Below are 24,015 nucleotides of genomic sequence, written 5' to 3'. Positions count from 1 at the left end.
AAGACGCATTATAATCAAACGAAACTTTTTTGCCAGCACCAGGCGTTAAAATGTCCAATAAATGCGAGGAGCTTTTTCGCCTACAAAAAAAAAGCGATGCCAGGGCATCGCTTCTTGAGTTATCACACTGGAATTACCTGGGCTTCTTTACCGGTCGCTGCCAACCCGTCAAGTGCTTCTGCTTCACCCTGGTGATCACCAGCTCATCGGCGGCCACATCGCGGGTGATGGTCGAGCCGGCGCCCAGAGTCGCGCCCTTACCTATAGTCACAGGGGCTACCAGCTGGGTATCTGAGCCGACGAATACGTCGTCTTCGATAACAGTAAGATGCTTATTGGCACCATCATAGTTGCAGGTGATGGTACCGGCGCCTATGTTGACTCCGGCACCTATCTCGGCGTCACCGAGGTAGGCTAAATGGCCCGCCTTGGAACCTATGCCCAATACCGCCTTTTTCATCTCGACGAAGTTGCCTATATGGGCATCTTGCTTCAGCTCGGCCCCTGGACGCAGACGCGCGAAAGGACCGGCGCTGGCACCGACCCCGAGTTTGGCGCCTTCTATGATGGAGTAAGCTTTGATTTCGGCGTTGTCGGCTATCTCGCAATCGATGAGAATGGCGCCGGCACCTATGGTGACATTGTTACCCAGTATCACATTGCCTTCGAAGATGACGTTGACGTCTATCCTCACGTCCATGCCGACAGTCACTTCACCACGGATATCGATACGGGCGGGATCGCGCAGGTTAGCTCCGGCCAGCATCAATTTCTCGGCTTCGCGGGCCTGATAGGCACGTTCCAGCTGCGCCAATTGCACCCTGTTGTTGGCGCCTTCTACCTCAATGGCCGACTGCGGCTGGGCCGTCGCTATCGCCACCCCATCGGCATGGGCCATGGCGATGATGTCCGTCAGGTAATATTCGCCCTGGGCATTGTTGTTGGATAACCGGCTCAACCAGGCTTTGAGCTGCTTCCCAGGTACCGCCATGATGCCGGTATTGATCTCGTTGATTTTCAACTGCTCTGGGGTCGCATCTTTCTGCTCTATGATGCCAACCACTAAGCCGCCCTCACGCACTATGCGGCCGTAACCACTAGGATCCGCCAGATTGACCGTGAGTATGGCAACCCCTTCCTGCGGACGCGCGGCCAGTAGCGCCTCCAGGGTCGATTGTTGGATCAAGGGCACATCACCGTAGAGGATCAGCACTGTGTCTTCATCGGCAAGATGGGGGCTCGCCTGAGCCACGGCATGGCCTGTGCCCAACTGCTCGGCCTGTAACACCCAGTTCAGTGGCTGCTCACCCAGGCTTGCCTGCAGCTTGTCGGCACCATAACCATACACCAGCTGAATGGCGGCACTGCCTAAAGCCTTGGCCGTGTCGATCACATGCTGCACCATGCTCTTGTGCGCTATGGGGTGCAACACCTTTGGCAGATCCGAGCGCATCCGGGTTCCCTTACCTGCGGCTAAGATCACTACGTTTAATGCCATGGGGCGTCCTTACAATCTGGAAAATGATTAAAAAATATTTTGCCGCCAATTTTAACGGAATTCGCCCTGAAATGCAGGCATAAAAAAAGCGCCCTAAGGCGCCTTTTTTCAACACTATCCAATAATCAGCTGTTATCTGGCAATGTGTTTTCTGATGGTTTCAACCACACGCAGCTGGGCGATAGCATTAGCTAGCTCAACTGCGGCTGCCGCGTAATTGAAGTCGGCACCGGCCTCGGCCATATGGGCCTCGGCACGACGCTTGGCTTCGATTGCCGCTTGCTCATCAATATCTTCGGCACGCATAACCACATCAGCCAATACGGACACGGAAGAAGGTTGTACTTCCAGTAAACCACCTGAAAGGTAAAACACTTCTTCGCTGCCGTCTTGCTTGACGATGCGCGCCATGCCAGGTTTGATCTTGGTCAGCAGGGGGGCGTGGCCAGGCATAATGCCCAACTCGCCTTCGGCACCGGTCACTTGCAGGTGTGCTACACGACCTTTAAATATGCTTGCCTCTGCACTCACAATATCAAGATGTACTGTCATGGCTGCCATCCCGTTCTCCTTAAGAAACTAAGCTACTGCCCAGTTATTTCTTCTTGTTGGCTTTCTCGATGACTTCATCGATTGAGCCAACCATGTAGAACGCTTGCTCTGGCAGGTGATCGAACTCACCGTTCAGAATACCCTTGAAGCCACGGATGGTGTCTTTCAGGGAAACGTACTTACCTGGAGAACCGGTAAAGACTTCGGCGACGAAGAAAGGTTGAGACAGGAAGCGCTCAATCTTACGTGCACGGTATACGGTAGTCTTGTCATCATCTGACAATTCATCCATACCCAGGATCGCGATGATGTCTTTCAGCTCTTTGTAACGTTGCAGTACAGTCTGTACGCCGTTAGCTACATCATAATGCTCTTGGCCAACAACCAGAGGATCCAATTGACGTGAAGTCGAATCCAATGGGTCAACCGCCGGGTAGATACCCAGAGAAGCAATCTGACGTGACAGTACCACGGTCGCATCCAAGTGGGCGAAGGTGGTTGCTGGTGACGGATCGGTCAAGTCATCCGCAGGTACGTATACCGCTTGCACAGAGGTAATAGAACCTGTCTTGGTTGAAGTGATACGTTCCTGCAGAACACCCATCTCTTCAGCCAGTGTCGGCTGGTAACCTACCGCAGAAGGCATACGACCCAGCAGTGCTGATACTTCAGTACCGGCCAGGGTGTAACGGTAGATGTTGTCAACGAACAACAGTACGTCACGACCTTCGTCACGGAACTTCTCTGCCATAGTCAAACCAGACAGAGCAACACGCAGACGGTTTCCTGGAGGCTCGTTCATCTGACCATAAACCATGGCCACTTTGTCGAGAACGCCAGAGTCTTTCATCTCGTAGTAGAAGTCGTTACCTTCACGGGTACGCTCACCTACACCGGCGAATACAGACAGACCCGAGTGGGCTTTTGCGATGTTGTTAATCAGTTCCATCATGTTAACTGTCTTACCAACACCCGCACCACCGAACAGACCAACTTTACCACCCTTAGCGAATGGGCAAACAAGGTCGATAACCTTGATACCTGTCTCTAACAGTTCAGTTGTGCTCGATTGATCTTCGTATGAAGGGGCGGCACGGTGAATTTCATAACGCTCTTCTTCACCGATAGGACCCGCTTCATCGATAGGCTCGCCTAAAACGTTCATGATACGGCCAAGAGTGGCGGTACCAACTGGAACAGAAATAGGTGAACCTGAGTTTGCTACTTCAAGACCACGACGCAGACCATCGGAAGAACCCATGGCGATGGTACGAACTACACCACCACCCAGCTGTTGCTGAACTTCCAGCACCAGACCATTACAGGTACTTTCACCTACGATCTTCAGAGCGTCATATACTTGAGGTACGGCATCTTGTGGAAACTCTACGTCCACAACCGCGCCAATCACTTGGACAACAGTACCTGTGCTCATGATTAATCCTCTAAAACTTGTATTCGTTACCTAGCCTAAACCGCAGCAGCGCCTGAAACAATTTCCGACAGTTCCTGCGTAATCGCAGCCTGACGAGCCTTGTTATAGACCAGTTGCAGATCATTAATCATCTCACCGGCGTTGTCGGTTGCCGCCTTCATAGCTACCATACGGGCAGCTTGTTCGGAGGCAATGTTTTCAACAACACCTTGATAAACCTGGGATTCTACATAACGAACCAAGAGTGTATCTAACAGCTCTTTTGGATCCTGTTCGTAAATATAATCCCAGCGATGAGCGATTTCATCATCGGCGGATTTTGGCAAAGGTAGCAGCTGTTCGATCACAGGACTCTGCGTCATGGTATTCACAAACTTGTTGAATACCACGTACAGACGATCCAGCTTGCCTTCGTTGTAAGCCTGCAGCATGACACGCACTGTCCCGATCAAGTCAGCCAACGCCGGAGCGTCACCTAAACCCGATGCATGGGCAGAAACCTGTCCACCGAAGCTTTTGAAAAACTGCACACTGCGAGCACCGATAGGGCAAAATTCAACGTCTGCGCCTTGCTCTTTCCAGCTTTTCACGTCTGCAACGACCTTCTTGAAAAGGTTAACGTTCAGACCACCACAAAGGCCACGGTCGGTTGCCACAACTATGTAACCAACCCGCTTGGCCTCTCTCACTTCCAAATAGGAGTGTTTGTATTCGAGAGACCCTTGCGCTACGTGACCGATCACCTTACGCATGCTTTCCGCGTATGGACGGCTGGCAGCCATGCGTTCCTGCGCTCTGCGCATTTTGCTGGCGGCCACCATTTCCATGGCGGACGTGATCTTCTGAGTGTTTTTAACACTCGCGATCTTGGTTTTAATCTCTTTAGCGCCGGCCATCTCTACTCTCCAATCTGTGGACTAGAGGTGTCTGAGACACCTCATACGTCTTTACCAGGTTTGGGTTGCTACGAACTTGTCGAGACCTGCCTTCAACTCAGCTTCGATATCGGCATTGTAGTCACCGGTATCATTGATAAGCTGGATCAGGGCAGCATGCTCGCGGTTCATGAACGAGAGCAGAGCGGCTTCGAAATCACCGACCTTATTCAGCGCAACACTCTTAAGGTAACCTTTCTCAGCTGCGAAAATAGACACAGACTGGGCGGCTACGCTCATTGGAGCATATTGCTTTTGCTTCATCAGTTCGGTAACACGCTCACCATGCTCGAGTTGAGCACGAGTTGCATCGTCAAGATCGGATGCAAATTGTGAGAACGCAGCAAGCTCTCGATACTGTGCCAGTGCAGTACGGATACCGCCGGACAGTTTCTTGATGATCTTAGTCTGAGCCGCACCACCAACACGAGAAACAGAAATACCTGGGTTAACCGCTGGACGCAGGCCAGAGTTAAACAAGTCGGTCTCAAGGAAGATCTGACCGTCGGTAATAGAAATTACGTTGGTCGGTACGAATGCAGATACGTCACCCGCTTGGGTTTCAATAATTGGCAGCGCGGTCATAGAACCGGTTTTGCCAGTTACAGCACCTTTAGTGAACTTTTCTACATAGTCGGCGTTAACGCGCGAAGCACGTTCCAGCAAACGAGAGTGTAGATAGAATACGTCACCTGGGTAAGCTTCACGTCCAGGTGGACGCTTGAGCAGCAACGAGATCTGACGGTAAGCAACTGCTTGCTTAGACAGGTCATCGTATACGATCAAGGAATCTTCACCGCGGTCACGGAAGTATTCACCCATGGAACAACCAGAGTATGGCGCCAGGTATTGCAGAGCGGCGGCTTCAGAAGCCGTTGCCACTACAACTATGGTGTTCGCCAGAGCGCCGTGCTCTTCCAGCTTGCGTACCACGTTAGCGATAGTAGAAGCCTTTTGGCCTACTGCTACGTACACACACTTGATGCCGGAATCTTTCTGATTGATGATGGCATCGATCGCCATGGCTGTTTTACCAGTCTGACGGTCACCAATGATCAATTCACGTTGACCACGACCGATAGGGATCATGGCGTCAACGGCTTTGTAACCAGTTTGCACCGGTTGATCTACTGACTGACGTTCGATAACGCCTGGAGCGATCACTTCGATAGGAGAGAAACCATCGTTTTCGATAGCGCCCTTACCGTCGATAGGCTCACCCAGGGTGTTAACAACACGACCCAGCAGACCTCGACCGACTGGAACTTCCAGAATACGACCCGTGGTTTTAACTTTTGCGCCTTCTGCCAGGTTGGCATAAGGGCCCATTACTACGGCACCGACGCTATCACGTTCAAGGTTCAACGCGATTGCATAACGGTTACCAGGCAGTTCGATCATTTCACCTTGCATTACATCGGCCAGGCCGTGAATGCGGATGATACCGTCGCTTACTGCAACGATAGTACCTTCGTTACGAGCTTCGCTAACGATGTCGAACTGCTCGATCCGCTGTTTAATCAGATCGCTGATTTCAGTGGAATTCAGTTGCATGCTCAAACTCCCAATTACGACTGCAGCTTATCAGACAGACGCGATAATTTACCGCTGACCGAGCCATCTATGACTAAGTCGCCTGCCGTGATAATGACACCTGCGATAAGCGCGGCGTCAGTGCTGCAATTCAGCTTAACTTTGCGTGCGAGACGTTTCTCTAAGGAAACACTAATCTGCTGTTGTTGCTCAGAGCTCAGCTCGGATGCAGAAACCACTTCGGCTTCCACTTCTTTTGCCCACTCCTTGCGGTACTCAGCGAATAACTGAGACACAGCAGGTAGTACCTTTAAGCGACCGTTTTCAGCCATTACCTTTATCAGGTTCTGACCTTGCTCATTGATTTGCTCACCACACACATTAATGAAGAGTGTGGCCAGCTTGTTGCTGGCTAATGCCCCAGACAGCAGTGGCTGCATGGTGTCATTTTCAGTAACCAATGCAGCGAAATTGAGCATTTCTGCCCAGCTGTCGACTGCATTCTGTTCAATAGCAAAATCAAAAGCTGCCTTTGCGTAAGGGCGAGCGATGGTGGTTAATTCAGCCATAACTCAACTCCCCTATCAAATTTCAGCGACAAGTTTATTAACTATGTCGCTGTGGGCGGCTGGATCGATAGAACGCTCAAGGATCTTCTCTGCACCCATGATGGCAAGAGTAGCAACCTGCTTACGCAGATCCTCTTTCACGCGATTACGTTCAGCTTCAATTTCTGCTTGACCCTGAGCGATGATTTTTGCACGCTCAGCATCTGCTTCGGCTTTTGCCTCTTCAACAATCTGAGCCTTGCGCTTGTTGGCAGACTCGATGATCTCGTTAGCAGTTACCTTGGCTTCTTTTAGTTGGTCAGTCGCTTTCGCTTGTGCCAACTCCAGGTCTTTTGCGGCACGATCGGCGTCAGCCAAACCGTCAGCAATCCTTTTTTGGCGCTCTTCGATGGCATTCATCAAAGGCGGCCATACAAACTTCATGCAGAACCACACGAAGATGATAAAGGCGACCGTCTGACCGATTAGGGTAGCGTTGAAATTCACAACAGCCTCCTAGTTAGAGTTAAGACAGAAGCGTTTTTTACAGCATTGCACCCAGTGGGTTGGTAAACAGCATGAATAGTGCAATACCAACACCGATCATGGTTACGGCATCCAACAGACCCGCTACGATGAACATTTTAACTTGCAGCATAGGTGCCATTTCAGGTTGACGCGCAGCGCCTTCCAGGAACTTGCCACCCAATAAGCCGAAACCGATTGCAGTACCTAACGCACCCATACCAATCAGCAGAGCAACAGCGATAGCTGTCATGCCTAAAATCGTTTCCATCAGTATCTCCAGTATCTAAATCTATGTTAGTTGATGATTTAGCTTAAAATTTCTTCAGCAATCCTTAATGATCTTCATGCGCCATGCTTAAATAAACTATGGTCAGCATCATGAAGATAAACGCTTGTAGCGTGATAACCAGAATATGGAAAATCAACCACCCCATTTGTAACGTAACACCCAGGGCAGATAAGGCCATATTGGCACCATACATAAGCGCAATAAGGATGAAGATCAACTCACCCGCGTACAAGTTACCGAATAGACGCAAGGCCAATGAAATTGGCTTAGCGACCAGAGTAACAGTCTCTAGCAGGAGGTTGACGGGTATCATTGCCTTATGGTTAAAGGGCTGTAGCGTCAGTTCTTTAACAAAACCTGATACACCTTTGACCTTGATGCTGTAATAAATAATCAGCACGAACACACCGATAGATAAACTAAAGGTAATGTTAACGTCAGTCGTCGGAACCACTTTCAGGTGTGAAACACCCAGGTGTTCGGCTACCGTAGGCAGCCAATCCACAGGCAACATATCCATGAAGTTCATCATGAATACCCACACGAAAATGGTCAGAGCTAAAGGTGCGATCAGGGCATTGCGGCCATGGAAGGTTTCTTTCACGCTGCTATCGACGAACTCCACCAGCATCTCGATAAAGCACTGAAGCTTACCGGGAACGCCTGAAGTTGCATTTCTACCAACGCGGCTGAAAATCCACAGGAACAAAACGCCAAGACCAACCGAAAAGAACAACGAATCAATGTGCCATGTCCAGAAGCCTTCGCCAACACTCAGGTTGGTAAGGTGGTGCTGGATATAGCCCTGCGGTGTTAACGCTTCACCAGTTGCAGCCATGATTCATCCCACTTAACTTTGCTTGAAGTATAAAGGAGCCGTCCAATGCACTATCAACGTCAGGGTATAACAAACAAAAAGTGGCATAAATGCGACCTCAAGTTTGATAAACACCAGAGAAAACAACGCAATGGTTAACAGCAACTTTACCGCTTCCCCCCAGTAAAAAGTCTTGATGACTCTTGCTGCCGAGCTTGCTCCCATATGGGAAAAAGCGAGGGTTGCGAATACAAAATTAGGGAGTACAGCAATTGAACCACCTGCCAAGGCAGAATAGCCAAACTGAACTCCCCACACGGCGAAAAAGAGAATTGAAGTACCCCCAGCGACCGCCGCCTGCATCATCACCAATTTATAGGCAGACCACCGGCCACGACGCGCTAAAACCTTACTCAATTCATCATCTCCGCATATATACTTTTTGTTTCGATGACCGGATGACAAATATCCGGAAAGAGTCGACCGACAAAAAGCTTGCGAAAGTATACCTTTTCACGCCTTCAATGCAACTTTGAGATAAGGAAAAACGCCTCTTTTAACGTGATCCAGCGCCAAAAGTACGAAAATAGAATATTAACAAATGTCACAAATTTACATTAAAATTCATTAACCTGGCATTTTTAGCTGATTTTACTCAGAATCCCGTCCAATTCAGCGAGATTCTGATAGTTAATTACTATTTTACCTGTACCCTTATTATTATGAGCTATGGATACCTTAGCTCCCAAACGTTCAATTAACTCTCGTTCCAAACGCATGACATCCTGATCTTTAGCCTTGCTTTCGGCTTCTTTAGGCGGATTTAAGGTTTTATTCACTAATCGTTCAGTTTCACGAACAGTCATTTCTTTAGCGGCCACCAATCGGGCCAAGTTCGTCTGCTCCTCCCCCTCGACAGCCAGCAAGGCACGGGCATGGCCCATGTCGATATCCCCGTATTCCAGCAAGCGCTTCACCGGCTCGTTGAGGCCATTGAGGCGCAATAAATTGGACACAGTAGTGCGTGATTTGCCTACTGCATCGGCAACCTGTTGATGTGTGAGTTCGAATTCCCGCATCAGGCGTTCCAGCGCTATGGCTTCTTCCATGGCGTTGAGGTCTTCACGTTGGATATTCTCTATCAGGGCGATGGCGACGGCGGCTTCATCCGGGACTTGCTTGACCAGACAAGGCAGTTTATCCAATCCGGCCAATTGTGAGGCGCGCCAGCGACGCTCACCTGCGATGATCTCATAGTTAGTGTCAGATATTTTCCGCACCACTATCGGCTGGATGATGCCTTGATTGCGGATCGAATGTGCCAACTCCTCCAGCGCTTCGGGCGACATGTCTTTGCGGGGTTGGTACTTGCCCGGCTGCAATAGATCGAGATCCAGATGAATTAAATCATCTTTCTTCTCTGTGCTATCGAAAGCCTGATCTTGCTTCTTGCTCGCCGCATGGCTGTTACTCAGGAGTGCGTCCAGGCCCTTGCCCAAACCCCGTTTCTTCAAAGTCATTATTAATCCTTACGCCAACTTGGCCTGGGTTTGTTGTTCCGAGCGCCGAATGATTTCCCCTGCCAGCGCCAGGTAGGCCTTGGCACCCGCGCTGGACTTATCGTAGTACATGGCCGGGGCACCGAAACTGGGCGCTTCGGCCAAACGAATGTTTCTCGGGATCACGGTACGATACACCTTGTCGCCAAAATGCTGTTTAAGCTGATCTGACACATCGTTGGCCAAACGGTTACGGGGATCGTACATGGTACGCAGTATCCCTTCGATCCCCAGACCTGGATTGACCATGGCCGCCAGCTTGGTGATGGTGTCTATCAAGGCCGTCAGTCCTTCCAGGGCATAATATTCGCACTGCATGGGCACCAGCACTGAGTCGGCGGCCGACATGGCATTGACGGTCAACATGTTGAGTGAGGGAGGACAATCTATGAAGATAAAATCGTAATCATCCTTGATGGGCGCCAGGGCGTTACGCAGCCGCACCTCGCGGGCGAAGAACTCCATCAGCTTGATTTCGACGGCGGTGACATCGCCATTGCCGGCGATCAGATCGTATTTCCCCGTGGTATCTTGGATCACGACGTCGGCGAAGGGTTTCTCTTCGACCAACAATTCATAAGCCGTGTTCTCTACCTGATACTTATCGATACCACTGCCCATGGTCGCGTTGCCCTGGGGATCGAGATCTATCACTAACACACGTCGCTTGGTCGCCGCCAACGAGGCCGCTAAATTGACGCATGTTGTTGTTTTTCCTACGCCACCTTTCTGGTTAGCCACGGCAATTACTTTACCCACAATATCATCCTGTATGTAAACTATGCTTGATTGCCCGATACTCAAGGTATCTGTACCAAGTTGCGTCATGAAGCTTGGGATTGCAACCTGATCCCTGGCCGGGAGCTGTTATTCTTCGACTATTTTAAGTAAATGGCGCTGCTCATCGAGTTCAGGCACCTTGAGTTCGATCACTTGCTTGAGCACGAATCCCGCCGGGATCTGAGTCAGTTCCTCCGGATTGAGTTGCCCCTTGAGCGCATAGAAACAGCCATCAGGGGCCGGCAAATGCCGACACCAATTGAGCATGTCGGAAACTGAGGCGAAGGCCCTGCTCAAGACACCATCGAACCCCTGTTCGTCTTCGTAGGCTTCGACCCGGCTCTCCACCGAAGTAATGTTCTTAACGCCCAGCTCGAATTGCACCTGCTTCTGGAAACGTATGCGTTTTCCCAAACTGTCGAGCAGCACAAATTCCTTATCCGGATTCATGATAGCCAAGGGGATCCCAGGCAACCCAGGGCCGGTGCCGACATCGATGAAACGCCGGCCATCCAGATAGGGGGACACCACCAGGCTATCCATCACATGGCGGATCAGCATGGCTTGTGGGTCCCGTACCGAAGTCAGGTTGTACGCCTTGTTCCATTTGTTAAGCATATTAACAAAATCAACAAGTTGTTTCTGCTGCTCAGGTGTTGCCGGCAGTTGTATTTCAGCTAAATATGTCGCTAATTGGGCTGCTAACACTGATTACCCTCGTAAATAGATCCGGTCGATATTATGAAGCCCGGGAAAGACGAAGGGAAGCCTGAAAGCTTCCCTTCTTAACCCTGAAGGCGTTTAAACCTGGTTTCAGGCGCTTTTACGCAACAGACCGCGTTTTTTCAGGTGTACCAGCAAGATTGAAATAGCTGCCGGCGTAACACCGGAAATCCGTGAAGCCTGGCCTATGGTCTCAGGTTTATGGTTATTCAGCTTGGCGATCACTTCATTCGACAGGCCAGGGACCTCCTGGTAATCCAGGTTCAAGGGCAAGCCGGTATTCTCGTTGCGTACCGCCTTGTTGATCTCTTCCTGCTGCCGATGGATATAACCCGAATATTTAACCTGGATCTGTACCTGCTCGGCGGCGCGAGGATCTTCGAGTCCAGGACCGAAGCCTTCGATGCCCATGAGCTTGCTGTAATCCATCTCGGGGCGACGCAATAACTCTTCGAAGGAGGCCTCACGCGAGATAGGCGTATTCAGCTCGGGATTCAGGGCCTCGATCAACGGAGAATTTGGATGCACCCACTGACTGCGCAGTCGCTGCAACTCGGTTTCGATCGACTCCATTTTGGCACTGAACTTAGCCCAACGTTCATCGTCCACCAGGCCCAGCTCGCGGCCTTTCTCGGTCAGACGCAGATCTGCATTGTCTTCACGCAACAGCAAACGGTATTCGGCACGGCTGGTGAACATGCGGTAGGGTTCTTTGGTCCCTAGGGTAGAAAGATCGTCGACCAACACCCCAAGATACGCCTGATCCCTGCGTGGGCTCCAGGCGTCTTTGCCCTGCACCTGCAGCGAGGCATTCATGCCGGCCAATAGCCCCTGGGCACCGGCTTCTTCGTAACCTGTGGTGCCGTTGATCTGTCCGGCGAAGAAGAGCCCGGCGATAGTCTTGGTTTCCAAGGAGTTTTTAAGATCCCTTGGATCGAAGTAATCATATTCGATCGCGTATCCAGGACGGACAATTTCCGCATTTTCCATGCCCTGGATAGAACGAACCAGATTCAGCTGCACATCGAATGGCAAGCTGGTTGAGATGCCATTGGGGTAGATCTCGTTGGTGCTCAAGCCTTCGGGTTCGATGAAGATCTGATGCGACGACTTGTCGGCGAAGCGATGGATCTTATCTTCGATCGATGGGCAATACCTTGGGCCTATGCCTTCGATCACCCCTGAATACATGGGGCTCCTGTCCAGACCACCACGGATGATCTCGTGAGTGCGCTCATTGGTATGAGTGATGTAGCAGGATATTTGTTGTGGATGCTGGCTGACATCTCCGATAAATGACATCACAGGCAAGGGTGAATCGCCTTTTTGTTCAGTCATTTGACTGAAATCTATGCTGTTGGCATCGATTCTTGGAGGGGTACCAGTTTTCAAGCGACCGACACGGATAGGCAGTTCACGCAGTCTATGTGCCAGGGCGATCGCCGGTGGATCTCCAGCCCGGCCACCGCTGTAATTTTCCAGGCCTATATGGATCTTGCCGCCCAGGAAGGTTCCGGCTGTCAATACGACGGCGGGTGCTTCGAAGGCGAGCCCCATTTGGGTAACCACACCAATTACTCTATTATTTTCAACAACTAAGTCATCCACTGCCTGCTGGAAAATACGGAGATTTTTTTGGTTTTGCAGTATGTTTTGAATTTTTTGGCGATAAAGGGCCCTGTCGGCTTGGGCACGGGTGGCTCTTACCGCCGGGCCCTTGCTCGAATTCAGGGTGCGGAATTGAATGCCGGCGAAGTCTGTTGCTATCGCCATTGCACCGCCAAGTGCATCAATTTCTTTGACTAAATGTCCTTTGCCTATGCCGCCGATCGCTGGGTTGCAAGACATTTGTCCCAGGGTATCGATATTGTGAGTCAGCAGCAGGGTCTTGGATCCCATTCTTGCAGCAGCTAATGCGGCTTCCGTCCCGGCATGACCCCCACCAACAACAATTACATCAAACCGTTCATGAAAATGCATGACACTACCTTAAGATTGGAAAAGAAACATTCTGTACGAGCCGATCATTTTAGCATTTGCTTTCGACTAGGTGAATGATCATTTTGCTCTGTTCGATCGGGATGGATCCGGACTAATAGATCTTAAGATCTTTATATAGATCCTTTTATTATGTTTACTATTAGGATCGCCATTATCTGTGTGTAAGCCTATAACTCATTTAAAATCATAAGGTAACGACAACTCAAACCTGTGATCTATTGGCGATCAAACTCCAAATAAGGTGGGGACAGATCCCTTGGTTATCCACAGGGTGGATCTTTGAGCAGATCCGAAGTGGATCAATACAGAGTTATCAGGGGATAAAATAATAGCTTATCCACACTTTTACAGTTGGAAATACAAAAATGTGGATAAGATGGATCTAATCTGTGGGGCGATCGCAGCTTGCAACAGGATCCTTATGGCTGAAGATCGTTTTGCCAACCGGCTAACCAAGTCAAGGCGGGCTCTTCGGGGATGGGATCATACTGCACATCGATCTGGATCTTATCCACATAGGATTTGGCGCCACAATGTTCGAGTGCCGCAATCAACTTATCCGGCCCCTGGCAGAAAGTGTCATAGCTGGAGTCTCCTATGGCACATAAAGCGAATTTTAGCCCGCTCAGATCGACCGCCTTGGTGGTCAGCTCATCACAAAAGGGTTGAATATTGTCCGGTAAATCGCCGGCACCATGGGTGGACGACACTATGAGCCAGAGCGCTTCTCTGTCTAATTCGGACAGCTCGGCCGCCAAATGCACGACCACATGGTGGCCGGCATTCGTCAATTCTGCCGCCATTTCATCGGCCACATACTCGGCACTGCCCAGGGTAGTGCCAACTAAAATATCTATCTTTGCCATGCTAATACTCAACCTTAGAAGTTAAATGTCTGTGTAATGGGCTTAAAACGCTGTCTGTTTTTCGTCAGGGAAGGCACTGAAGCCGCTTGTATGTATGGGTTAATCATAAGGGAAAAGCCCTGCTGTCACTATGAGGTTGGTTACAAATCTGCACTCGCAGCGAGTGTCGCGGCTTTGAGTGTTGAGCCTGCAGCTTGGTGAGCTATCCGCGAATAGAAAGGAATTAATCGCTTTCACCCAGAGGCTTTTACCCAGGGTCGATTGGCTGTTTGATGGCGGATAGGCCGCAGCAATGGGTGGCCAGGATTAAAGGCAGGCTGCTTGGGTGCTGGTTTGGGAGGCGGAGCCGATATGGGAGCAGCACTTGGCCGAACAGACCCCAGGTGAATACGGAGTCTGTTCGCGGCTCAAGCGCTGTAGCTGTGCTTTGTGGAGCGGGTACTTGCTCTTGAGTCGGGGTGTTTATGCTTTTTTAACAAATTCCGACTTCAGCATCATCGCACCAATACCCTCTATTTTGCAGTCGATATTGTGATCACCATCGACGAGACGGTTGATTTTCACTTTAGTACCAACTTTAGCAACGGTAGAAGAACCTTTAACTTTCAAGTCTTTAATCAGTGTAACTGAGTCGCCGTCTTGCAGGATATTGCCGTTTGCATCTTTAACGATAAATGCGTCCGTGTCTTCCGGCTCGGCGCCTGGGGTCCATTCATGTCCGCACTCAGGACAGACTAACAGGTTGCCATCTTCATAGGTGTAAGCCGATTCGCATTGAGGGCAAGGAGGAAGGGTATTGTTCATAGTTGCTCATCTCTATTTAAAAATACATATAAAGTAGGTCATAACAATGTCTTGAAAATGACATTCATCTGCGCCTACATTGCCTTACTATTATAAGGCCATTACAATTCTATTATCACGCCATTTTCACCCTTTGGGACTAATAATGATAGCGCTTAAAGAAGCCTACAAGGCCGGCTTACTCAGACGACAACACTGGATGGGCAACATAGTCTCGGGTGTGATTGTTGGGGTTGTCGCCTTGCCATTGGCCATGGCTTTCGCCATAGCATCGGGTGCCAAGCCGGAGCAAGGTCTGTATACGGCGATAGTCGCGGGTCTTTTTGTCTCAGTGTTTGGTGGCAGCCGACTGCAGATCGCCGGACCAACCGGAGCCTTTATCGTGGTATTGTCCGGGATCACGGCGCAGTATGGTATCGAAGGGCTACAGATCGCCACTTTCATGGCCGGGATCATGCTGTTATTGCTGGGCCTGGCCAAGATGGGCGCCGTCATCAAATTTATTCCCGATCCTGTGATAGTGGGCTTTACCGCTGGAATAGGGGTGATCATCTGGGTTGGCCAATGGCAGTATTTTTTCGGTTTGCCGGAGATCCAGGGGGAACACTTTCACATCAAATTGTTCCATCTTCTGCAGGTCCTTCCCCAACTCCATCCCATGACAAGTGTGTTGGCGTTATTCTCGTTGGGATTGGTGGTCTATGGCCCCAGAGTGCCTGGTCTCAAGCGGGTTCCAGGTCCGCTTGTCGCGCTTATCCTGGTCACACTGCTCCAAGTTATTTTTCATTTCGATGGGGTCAGGACCATAGGGACTGCCTTCGGTGGTATACCTCAGGGCTTGCCTGAATTGACACTTCCTTCTGTGAGTCTGGAGCACATAATCGAACTGATAGGGCCGGCATTTACCATAGCCATGTTGGGGGCCATAGAGTCATTGTTATCAGCGGTCGTCGCCGATGGTATGGCGGGCACACGTCATGATTCCAATCAGGAGTTGATCGGCCAGGGGTTGGCGAATATTGTCGCCCCCTTGTTTGGCGGCTTCGCTGCAACCGGGGCCATTGCCCGCACCGCCACCAATATCCGTAACGGTGGCACCAGTCCGCTGGCCGGCATAGTGCATTCGATCACGCTGTTGGTGATTTTATTGCTGCTGGCTCCTTTGGCCGTGCATATACCTCTCGCCGCATTGGCCGCCATTCTGTTTGTCGTGGCCTGGAATATGAGCGAGGTGAAACACTTCGCTAAAATGGTGCGGCGCGCTCCCAGAGCTGATGTAGTTATCTTGTTGATTACGTTCGGATTGACTGTTTTTGCCGATCTTGTGGTAGCGGTCAATATAGGCGTTATTTTGGCTAGCTTTCACTTTCTGCGACGCATGGCGACCAGTGTCGAAGTGAGGCAAGCGACAGAGCAAGAACTGACACAAGAATTTGCCCATAAGGGGCTGATACGTTTGCCGCCTGGGGTGTTGGTTTTCACTGTGGAGGGGCCATTCTTCTTTGGCGCGGTTGAGAATTTCGAGCGAGCGCTGGCCGGTACCCATGCCGATCCGCATATTCTGATTATTCGCTTGAAGTGGGTGCCCTTCATAGATGTCACAGGGTTGCAGACCTTGGAGGAAGTGATTCGGGATCTGCAAAGGCGTGGGGTAACAATCATGCTATCCGGTGCGAATGAACGGGTTACGGTAAAACTGAGAAGAGCCGGCATCCTGGAATTGATTGGTCATGAGCACAATTTCAAGGTGTTCGATGCGGCATTGGTTGCAGCGCAAGCCGGCGTGAGAGAAGTGAGTGAGGCGGTGCCTGCGCAGCAGATGGCGATAAGTGATCCCATTCGAGCCTCTGCGGATACAGCCTCTGACGGGCAAAATCCCCAAGGGAAATGATGGGCTAGCGCTTCACCTGGGGATTGTTAACAGATTCTTCGCTATAGCTGACATTGTGTTGCTCAAGGTATTCCCGGATCAATTGCCTGACGACCTGTGACGGTGTTAAGTCTTGGGAAGCACATAGCCTTTCGAAAGCCTGCTTTTTACGGGGATCCATCAACACGGTAAAACGGGCAGTCTTGCTTTCCACTGTTATCTTCTCTCTGTCGCCATGATAATCAAATTATAATCATATCCGGCAGATGAATAAACATCTTCTTCCGCTCGACGGACAAAGGCCTCGCTTATCCAGAGGCCTTTTGGGTTGGGGGACATCATTCAGAAAATGCTGTAAAACCTGACAAGTAACCCCATGGATCCCAACTGGGACTGCCCTGAAAAATGGTCCAGTGCTCACCCGAATGAGTCACTGGGCCATGTTATTCATGCTCTGCAGAGGTTTTTTGCCAATTACTTCCCGATACAGAAGGAACTGAAGATCTTGCCCAGCAAGTCGTCCGAGGTGAACTGACCTGTGATCTCAGACAAGGCCAGCTGACACATGCGCAGTTCTTCTGCCAGCAGCTCCCCTGCGAGGTAGACTTCCAGTTGCTCCTTGCCCAGCAGCAGGTGACTGGCGGCGAGATCCAGGGCCTCCAGGTGGCGTCTGCGGGCGATGAAGCCCCCCTCAAGGTTGCTCTGATAGCCCATCAGACTCTTCAAGTGCTGTTTGAGTGCTTCGACTCCGAGTCCCGTCTTGGCCGAGATGCGGTAGACGCTATGGCCTTGTTCTTCCGTGATATCCAAGGTTTCTCCTGTGAGATCCGCTTTGTTGCGCACTACAGTCACCCCGAGCTTGGATGGCAGGCGATCTATGAAGTCCGGCCAGATGTCATGGGGATCGACGGCATTTGTGGTGGTGCCATCGACCATGAAGAGCACGCGATCCGCGCTGTTTATTTCGGCCCAGGCGCGTTCTATGCCTATCTGCTCTACGGTATCGGCCGTGTCGCGCAGCCCGGCCGTGTCTATTATGTGCAGCGGCATGCCATCCAGGTGTATGTGTTCCCGCAGCACGTCGCGGGTGGTGCCTGCTATTTCGGTGACAATCGCCGATTCCTTGCCAGCCAGGGCGTTGAGCAGGCTGGACTTGCCAGCGTTGGGACGACCGGCGATGACGACCTTCATGCCTTCGCGAATGATGGCACCTTGTTTGGCACTGGCCTGCACTTGGGTCAGCTTGGCGATGATCTTGTACAAGGCACTTGCTATCTTGCCGTCGGAGAGGAAATCGACTTCTTCATCGGGAAAGTCTATGGCCGCCTCGACGTACAGGCGCAGGTTGGTGACTTGCTCCACCAGCTGGTGGACTTCGTTGGAGAACTCGCCCTGGAGTGAGTGCAGGGCGCTCTTGGCGGCCTGTTCGCTGGTGGCATCTATGAGATCTGCTATGGCTTCGGCCTGGGTCAAATCCAGTTTGTCGTTCATGAAGGCCTGCTCGCTGAATTCCCCCGGCTTGGCTATGCGCACACCGCCTACCTGCAACACCCGCTTGATCAACATGTCGAGCACCACCTGGCCGCCATGGCCCTGCAGCTCGAGTACATCCTCGCCGGTGAAAGAGTTGGGGCCCTTGAAGAACAGGGCTATGCCTTGATCTATCACCTGGTCATCCCCGTCCTTGAAGTCGCAATAGTCGGCGTAGCGGGTCTTTGGCAGGTGCCCCAGCACGGCCATGGCCACTTCGCTGGCTCTGTCGCCCGAGATGCGTATGATGCCGACGCCGCCTCGTCCCGGCGCCGTGGCTTGGGCGACTATGGTGTCGGTCGTAAATCTTGTTTCTGTTGTCACTGGATTTCCTGCCAAACTGTCTATCTAATAAAGGAAAAGGCGGCTTAGTAGCCGCCTTTGTTCATTATGTCTTAGCAAAGTGCCGAGCCAGGCTTATTTTAAGCCTTTTTTGGCCAGACCTGCATAAATAATCTTCTGCTGGGTGATGGCTACCAGGTTACCCATGAGCCAGTACAAGACCAGGCCTGCAGGGAACCAGAGGAAGAACACGGTAAAGAGTACCGGCATCCACTGCATCATCTTGGCCTGCATGGGATCCATGGTTGGTGCCATAGGCTGCATCTTCTGCATGACGAACATGGATACGCCCATCAACAGCGGCAATATGTAGTAAGGGTCCTGCACCGACAAGTCGTGGATCCACAAGATGAAGGGGGCGTGACGCAGCTCGAAGCTTTCCAGCAATACCCAGTAGAGCGCGATGAAGATAGGCATCTGCAGCAGCATGGGCAGACAGCCACCCATGGGGTTAACCTTCTCCTTCTTGTACAGCTCCATCATCGCCTGACCCATCTTCTGCTTGTCATCACCGAATCTTTCTTTCAGATCGGCGAGCTTGGGCTGCAGATTGCGCATCTTGGCCATGGAAGTGTATTGCGCCTTGGTCAGCGGGAACAGCATGCCACGCACCGTCAGGGTGATGAGTATGATTGCCACACCCCAGTTGGAGACCAAAGACTGGAAGAACATGAGCAACTTGTAGATAGGTACTGCCAGCCACCAGAGAAAACCATAATCGACCACCAGGTTCAGTGATTCTGATATAGCCGACAATTTTTTCTGATCCTTGGGACCGACATAAAACTGGGAGCCGATTTCCTGAGTGCTGCCGGGGGCTATGTCGTACACCGAGCCACGAAAACCTATGTTGGCCAGGCCACCGGCGCTGACGCTGGAGAAAATGGTGTTCTTGTCATTGGCTTGAGGTATCCAGGCGGAAACGAAGTAGTGCTGCAACATGGCGGCCCAACCACCCAAGGTAGGCTGGCTGAGATTCTTGTCTGCCATGTCATCAAAATTATACTTCTCGTAGCGGACATCCGCCGTCGAGAAGGCGCCGCCACGATATGTCGGCATCATCATGCTGCTTTCGCTTGGCTTGATGGTCTGTTTAATCTGACCGTACATCTGCACTTGTAGTTGGCTGTCTGTGGTGTTGTTGATCTTATAGCCAACATCTACGTTGAACTTGCCGCGGTGGAAGACAAACACCTTGGTATAAGTCACGCCATTGGCCGCCACATAGGTCAGTGGTACCTCCAGGCTGTCTTGATCTGCTGCCAGCTGGTATTCGGTGTTTTGGGCACTGAAATGGGCGCGGCCCTTGGCACTGCTGTCGATACCGTCACGGCCAATCAAACCACTCTGGGCGATATAGGTGAAGTCTTTGGTTTGTTCGAGCAACACGAAAGGTTGGTCGTTGTCGAGTTCCATCTTATGCGCAACCAGCGCCGCATAGACTATGTCACCGCCAACAGGATTGATTTTCACATCCAGCTGATCTGTCTTCACAGTGATCAGGTCTGTCGAAGCACTCACCACTGCGGGCACACCTGCATCGGCTTCTGGCACATCTGTATTAAGGGTATTGGATGTGGGCGAAGCAACCTGTGTCGATTGGGCTGCCAATGGTTGAGGAGCTTTGTCTGCCTGCCACTGTTGCCACAGCAAGAAGCTGACAACCAGTAGTCCTATGAGCAATATATTGCGTTGAGATTCCATAGCCTATTTATTACACCTGTCGTTTTTAGGGGGGACGGGATCACTACCGCCGGGATGTAAAGGGTGACATTTTAATATGCGTTTCAATGCAAACCAACAACCTTTCGCCGTTCCATGCACTTTAATTGCATCTATGGCGTAGTGGGAGCAGCTGGGATTGAAGCGGCAGCGGGGCCCCAATAAGGGACTGATGAAGATTTGATAGCCACGAATTAACGTGGTAGCTAGCCATTGTAGCGGCGACTGAGTTTGCGCCATAGCTTTTCTATCAGTTTTTTGAGTTCAGCATTTTCCATTTCCAATACGCCATTTCTGACCAGCACCACAATATCGAGCGCGGGTATATCGTGTTGATGTAAACGGAAACTGTCTCTGATGACACGCTTGATACGGTTGCGTTGATTGGCACGTTTTACGTAACGTTTGGCAACAGTAAGCCCCAGACGCGGATGATTTTCCGTGTTAGGTATGGCAAGCAGGGTAATTTCAGCAGAAGATGCTTTGACTGGATTGGAGAATACAGATTTAAATTGCGCGGGAGTTAACAAACGTAACTCCCGCGTAAAGGTATAGCTAGTCACCTGGTTATCTACTTAAGCAGATAAACGAGCGCGACCTTTCGCACGACGACGTGCAAGCACCTTACGGCCGCCTACAGTGGCCATACGAGCGCGGAAGCCGTGAGAACGCTTGCGCTTCAGGTTGCTAGGTTGAAAAGTACGTTTACTCATGATGGCAATCCGTCTTTGTGTTAGTGAACATTCCTTATCTCTGAAATTAGAGGTAAGGGCAAAAAAGAGGCCGAATTGTAATCACTTTAATGGATGCCGTCAACAACGAAAGCCGGTCAGTGATTCTTTTCTGCCTTTGGTCTTACCGAACCACACTGCCATAGACACCAGAAGATGTGGATAACTCTGTGTATCGACACTACATCTAGTAGTTCAGCGGATCTTGCTTGGGATCGTAAGGCCGCCATTATAGATCAATCCGGATCGCTTAATAAAGCGGGATTTGCGCTTAATACAGGATAAAAGGATCTAAATGGATCCCTGTGGATCCGGGATATCCACATCAAATGATCTCGCTGGGGATAAATCTATTTTAAGGATAGCGATCATTGAGTTCTCGCTATAGAATACTCCTCCTTTGGAATGATCTTTTTGGGGATAATTAAGTGGCGGTTTCACTTTGGCAACAATGTATCGGACGACTGCAAGATGAGCTTTCGGCTCAGCAGTTCAGCATGTGGATCAGACCGTTACAAGCCGAAATGGATGGTGATACCCTGGTGCTGTATGCGCCAAACCGCTTCGTGCTCGATTGGGTAAGAGACAAGTACATCAATATCATCAATCAGTTTTTTACTGAGCAGATGGGCAGCGATGCGCCCAAGCTGCGTTTCGATATTGGCAGTCGTCCCTCGGCCAGCCGGCCTGCTCCGGCGCCTGCGGCCAGCCGCAACCCCAGTCCAATGACCTCCAAGGCCAGTGTCGGTACCTCCTTCAATACCGTCGCCGAGCCGATCAATAACCCCAATCATCGCAGCAATATCAACCCTACCTATCAGTTCGATAACTTCGTTGAAGGTAAATCGAACCAGCTGGGCAAGGCGGCGGCGCTGCAGGTGGCCGAAAACCCGGGTGGTGCCTATAACCCACTGTTTTTATATGGCGGAACGGGTCTGGGTAAGACCCACCTGTTGCATGCCGTGGGCAATGGCATCATCAAGAACAATCCCAATGCCAAAGTCGTGTACATGCACTCGGAGCGTTTCGTGCAGGACATGGTGAAGGCATTGCAGAACAATGCGATCGAAGAGTTCAAGCGTTATTACCGCAGCGTCGATGCCCTGTTTATCGATGACATTCAATTCTTCGCCAACAAAGACAGATCCCAGGAAGAGTTCTTCCATACCTTCAACGCCTTGCTCGAAGGCAACCATCAGATCATCTTGACCTCGGACAGGTACCCGAAAGAAATAGATGGGGTCGAAGACAGATTGAAGTCCCGCTTCGGCTGGGGCCTGACGGTGGCGATCGAGCCGCCGGAATTGGAAACTCGGGTAGCAATATTGATGCGCAAGGCGCTGGAGAGTGGCATCAGTTTGCCGGATGAGGTGGCCTTCTTCATCGCCAAACGCTTGCGCTCCAACGTGCGTGAGCTGGAGGGGGCATTGAATAGGGTGATAGCCAACGCTAACTTCACGGGTCGTCCCATCACCATAGATTTCGTCCGTGAAGCCTTGAGAGATCTGTTGGCGTTGCAGGAAAAGCTGGTCACCATAGACAACATTCAGAAAACCGTCGCCGAGTATTACAAGATCAAGATGGCCGATATGCTGTCCAAGCGCCGCTCGCGCAGCGTCGCCAGACCCAGACAGGTGGCTATGGCCCTGTCGAAGGAATTAACCAACCAGAGCCTGCCTGAGATAGGCGATGCCTTTGGTGGTCGTGACCACACCACAGTGCTGCATGCTTGCCGAAAAATTGCCCAGCTACGTGAGGAAAGTCATGACATTAAAGAAGATTATGCTAATTTAATTAGAACCTTATCTTCTTAATACGTTTGGTATAGTCAGGGAACCAGCACACTATGAAATTTTCAATTGATAGGGACGCCCTATTAAAACCGCTGCAGTTGGTCTGCGGTGCGGTGGAAAGACGCCATAATTTGCCTATTCTGGCAAACCTTCTCGTAGAAGTGAGTAATAACTCACTCAAGTTGACCGGCACAGACTTGGAGGTCGAGCTGGTCGGCCAGGCGACGGTGCATGGCGATGTGCAGGAAGGCCGTACCACAGTGCCGGCGAAGAAATTATTGGATATCGTCAAGTCACTGCCGGAACAGAGTGAACTCAAGGTGGAGCAGCAGGACAACAAATGGTTGTTGCGCTCGGGCCGCAGTCGTTTCTCGCTGGCGACCCTGCCGGCGGAAGAGTATCCCAATGTCGAGGCCTTCCAGGCAGATATCGAATTCAGCCTCAAGCAAGGCACACTCAAGTCGATCATAGACTCGACTCAGTTCTCCATGGCCAACCAGGACGTACGTTATTATCTCAACGGCCTGTTGTTCGAGACCGAAGCCAATGTGCTCAGGGCCATAGCCACAGATGGCCACAGATTGGCCATGAGCCATAGGGTCATAGATGCCAACCTGCCAGAGAAGCAAGTGATAGTCCCGCGCAAGGGCGTGATGGAGATGGCGCGCCTGCTGGAGGCCGAAGATCAGGACATAGGTATAGCCATAGGTGAGAATGCTATTCGAGCCACCACGGCCAATGCCGTCTTCACCAGTAAGCTGGTGGATGGCCGCTTCCCAGATTATCGCCGGGTGCTGCCCAAGGGCGGCGACAAGATAGTGATCGCCAGCCGTCATCAGCTCAAGCAGGCGTTGACCCGCGCCTCTATCCTGTCGAACGAAAAGTTTCGCGGCGTGCGCATTCAGCTGGAAAATAACCTGTTGAAGATCACCGCCAACAACCCGGAGCAGGAAGAGGCCGAAGAGATAATAGATGTGGAGTACGGTGCTGCTCCGCTGGAAATAGGTTTCAACGTCAGCTACCTGCTGGATGTGCTCAACAGCCTGCGTAGCGACGATGTGCGTATCACGCTGATCGACGGTAACTCCAGTGCCCTCATCGAAAACCACGTCGAAGAAGATTCCATGTACGTGGTGATGCCGATGCGGTTGTAATTCGG

At 51.1% G+C, this 24,015-nt stretch carries 25 protein-coding genes; 3 read left to right on the top strand and 22 right to left on the bottom strand.

What is annotated here, in order from left to right; all coding sequences use genetic code 11:
* Window positions 1–133 precede the first annotated feature (133 nt).
* The 16 genes from glmU to HC757_RS16705 all read right to left on the bottom strand — a co-directional run bounded on the left by glmU (window position 134) and on the right by HC757_RS16705 (window position 14,868).
* A complete protein-coding gene (gene glmU / locus HC757_RS16780) occupies window positions 134–1,498 on the bottom strand; it encodes a bifunctional UDP-N-acetylglucosamine diphosphorylase/glucosamine-1-phosphate N-acetyltransferase GlmU (protein ID WP_169565543.1) in 1,365 nt (454 codons plus the stop codon).
* A 132-nt stretch (window positions 1,499–1,630) separates the two neighbouring features.
* A complete protein-coding gene (locus HC757_RS16775; RefSeq protein ID WP_169565542.1) occupies window positions 1,631–2,059 on the bottom strand; it encodes a F0F1 ATP synthase subunit epsilon in 429 nt (142 codons plus the stop codon).
* Window positions 2,060–2,093: 34 nt separating this feature from the next.
* Window positions 2,094–3,485, bottom strand: coding sequence for a F0F1 ATP synthase subunit beta (atpD, locus tag HC757_RS16770; RefSeq protein WP_169565541.1), 1,392 nt, complete (start codon window positions 3,483–3,485; stop codon window positions 2,094–2,096).
* 35 nt (window positions 3,486–3,520) lie between these two features.
* Window positions 3,521–4,381, bottom strand: a complete 861-nt coding sequence (gene atpG, locus HC757_RS16765; protein ID WP_169565540.1) for a F0F1 ATP synthase subunit gamma — start codon at window positions 4,379–4,381, stop codon at window positions 3,521–3,523.
* 51 nt (window positions 4,382–4,432) lie between these two features.
* Window positions 4,433–5,974 carry a F0F1 ATP synthase subunit alpha gene (gene atpA, locus HC757_RS16760; protein ID WP_169565539.1) on the bottom strand — a complete coding sequence of 514 codons (1,542 nt, stop codon included), beginning with the start codon at window positions 5,972–5,974 and terminating at the stop codon, window positions 4,433–4,435.
* Window positions 5,975–5,988: 14 nt separating this feature from the next.
* Window positions 5,989–6,522: a F0F1 ATP synthase subunit delta gene (gene atpH, locus HC757_RS16755; protein WP_169565538.1), complete on the bottom strand. Its 534-nt coding sequence runs from the start codon at window positions 6,520–6,522 to the stop codon at window positions 5,989–5,991.
* Window positions 6,523–6,537: 15 nt separating this feature from the next.
* A complete protein-coding gene (atpF, locus tag HC757_RS16750) occupies window positions 6,538–7,008 on the bottom strand; it encodes a F0F1 ATP synthase subunit B (RefSeq protein ID WP_169565537.1) in 471 nt (156 codons plus the stop codon).
* Window positions 7,009–7,045: 37 nt separating this feature from the next.
* Complete coding sequence (gene atpE / locus HC757_RS16745) at window positions 7,046–7,297, bottom strand: F0F1 ATP synthase subunit C (protein ID WP_006083840.1); 252 nt, start codon at window positions 7,295–7,297, stop codon at window positions 7,046–7,048.
* Window positions 7,298–7,361: 64 nt separating this feature from the next.
* Complete coding sequence (gene atpB / locus HC757_RS16740) at window positions 7,362–8,156, bottom strand: F0F1 ATP synthase subunit A (RefSeq protein ID WP_169565536.1); 795 nt, start codon at window positions 8,154–8,156, stop codon at window positions 7,362–7,364.
* Window positions 8,157–8,168: 12 nt separating this feature from the next.
* Window positions 8,169–8,552 carry an ATP synthase subunit I gene (locus HC757_RS16735; RefSeq protein ID WP_169565535.1) on the bottom strand — a complete coding sequence of 128 codons (384 nt, stop codon included), beginning with the start codon at window positions 8,550–8,552 and terminating at the stop codon, window positions 8,169–8,171.
* Between the two features lie 224 nt (window positions 8,553–8,776).
* Window positions 8,777–9,655 carry a ParB/RepB/Spo0J family partition protein gene (locus HC757_RS16730; RefSeq protein WP_169565534.1) on the bottom strand — a complete coding sequence of 293 codons (879 nt, stop codon included), beginning with the start codon at window positions 9,653–9,655 and terminating at the stop codon, window positions 8,777–8,779.
* A 9-nt stretch (window positions 9,656–9,664) separates the two neighbouring features.
* Window positions 9,665–10,453 carry an AAA family ATPase gene (locus tag HC757_RS16725; RefSeq protein ID WP_169565533.1) on the bottom strand — a complete coding sequence of 263 codons (789 nt, stop codon included), beginning with the start codon at window positions 10,451–10,453 and terminating at the stop codon, window positions 9,665–9,667.
* 108 nt (window positions 10,454–10,561) lie between these two features.
* Complete coding sequence (gene rsmG, locus HC757_RS16720; RefSeq protein WP_169565532.1) at window positions 10,562–11,182, bottom strand: 16S rRNA (guanine(527)-N(7))-methyltransferase RsmG; 621 nt, start codon at window positions 11,180–11,182, stop codon at window positions 10,562–10,564.
* Between the two features lie 105 nt (window positions 11,183–11,287).
* Window positions 11,288–13,177 carry a tRNA uridine-5-carboxymethylaminomethyl(34) synthesis enzyme MnmG gene (gene mnmG, locus HC757_RS16715; protein ID WP_169565531.1) on the bottom strand — a complete coding sequence of 630 codons (1,890 nt, stop codon included), beginning with the start codon at window positions 13,175–13,177 and terminating at the stop codon, window positions 11,288–11,290.
* A 440-nt stretch (window positions 13,178–13,617) separates the two neighbouring features.
* A complete protein-coding gene (mioC, locus tag HC757_RS16710; RefSeq protein ID WP_169565530.1) occupies window positions 13,618–14,064 on the bottom strand; it encodes an FMN-binding protein MioC in 447 nt (148 codons plus the stop codon).
* Window positions 14,065–14,526: 462 nt separating this feature from the next.
* Window positions 14,527–14,868, bottom strand: a complete 342-nt coding sequence (locus tag HC757_RS16705) for a zinc ribbon domain-containing protein YjdM (RefSeq protein WP_169565529.1) — start codon at window positions 14,866–14,868, stop codon at window positions 14,527–14,529.
* Between the two features lie 145 nt (window positions 14,869–15,013).
* Here HC757_RS16705 and HC757_RS16700 point away from each other — a divergent pair, with 145 nt between their 5' ends.
* A complete protein-coding gene (locus HC757_RS16700; RefSeq protein ID WP_169565528.1) occupies window positions 15,014–16,759 on the top strand; it encodes a SulP family inorganic anion transporter in 1,746 nt (581 codons plus the stop codon).
* Between the two features lie 4 nt (window positions 16,760–16,763).
* Here the strand turns inward: HC757_RS16700 and HC757_RS16695 are convergent, their stop codons facing one another.
* The 6 genes from HC757_RS16695 to rpmH all read right to left on the bottom strand — a co-directional run bounded on the left by HC757_RS16695 (window position 16,764) and on the right by rpmH (window position 21,045).
* Window positions 16,764–16,952 (bottom strand): CopG family transcriptional regulator, encoded by a 189-nt coding sequence (locus HC757_RS16695; protein ID WP_169565527.1) that lies wholly within the window; start codon window positions 16,950–16,952, stop codon window positions 16,764–16,766.
* 260 nt (window positions 16,953–17,212) lie between these two features.
* Entirely contained in the window at window positions 17,213–18,592 is a 1,380-nt protein-coding gene (mnmE, locus tag HC757_RS16690; RefSeq protein WP_169565526.1) for a tRNA uridine-5-carboxymethylaminomethyl(34) synthesis GTPase MnmE, read from the bottom strand.
* Window positions 18,593–18,685: 93 nt separating this feature from the next.
* On the bottom strand, window positions 18,686–20,314 hold the full coding sequence (gene yidC, locus HC757_RS16685) for a membrane protein insertase YidC (RefSeq protein ID WP_169565525.1): 1,629 nt from the start codon (window positions 20,312–20,314) through the stop codon (window positions 18,686–18,688).
* Window positions 20,315–20,317: 3 nt separating this feature from the next.
* The gene (gene yidD, locus HC757_RS16680) at window positions 20,318–20,572 is read right to left on the bottom strand and encodes a membrane protein insertion efficiency factor YidD (RefSeq protein ID WP_169565524.1); all 255 of its coding nucleotides are present in this window, start codon (window positions 20,570–20,572) and stop codon (window positions 20,318–20,320) included.
* A complete protein-coding gene (rnpA, locus tag HC757_RS16675) occupies window positions 20,539–20,895 on the bottom strand; it encodes a ribonuclease P protein component (protein ID WP_169565523.1) in 357 nt (118 codons plus the stop codon). Before rnpA ends, yidD begins: the two co-directional genes overlap by 34 nt.
* Window positions 20,896–20,907: 12 nt before the next feature.
* Window positions 20,908–21,045 carry a 50S ribosomal protein L34 gene (rpmH, locus tag HC757_RS16670; RefSeq protein ID WP_006083827.1) on the bottom strand — a complete coding sequence of 46 codons (138 nt, stop codon included), beginning with the start codon at window positions 21,043–21,045 and terminating at the stop codon, window positions 20,908–20,910.
* 446 nt (window positions 21,046–21,491) lie between these two features.
* On the opposite strand from rpmH, the gene dnaA reads away from it, so the two are divergent.
* Together dnaA and dnaN are read left to right on the top strand one after the other, a co-directional pair.
* Window positions 21,492–22,877, top strand: a complete 1,386-nt coding sequence (gene dnaA, locus HC757_RS16665) for a chromosomal replication initiator protein DnaA (protein ID WP_169565522.1) — start codon at window positions 21,492–21,494, stop codon at window positions 22,875–22,877.
* Between the two features lie 32 nt (window positions 22,878–22,909).
* The gene (gene dnaN / locus HC757_RS16660; RefSeq protein WP_169565521.1) at window positions 22,910–24,010 is read left to right on the top strand and encodes a DNA polymerase III subunit beta; all 1,101 of its coding nucleotides are present in this window, start codon (window positions 22,910–22,912) and stop codon (window positions 24,008–24,010) included.
* Window positions 24,011–24,015 lie beyond the last annotated feature (5 nt).

The sequence above is a fragment of the Shewanella salipaludis genome (genome assembly GCF_012911865.1).
Taxonomy (GTDB): Bacteria; Pseudomonadota; Gammaproteobacteria; order Enterobacterales; family Shewanellaceae; genus Shewanella; species Shewanella salipaludis.
This window is presented reverse-complemented; position numbering and strand designations above follow the sequence as displayed.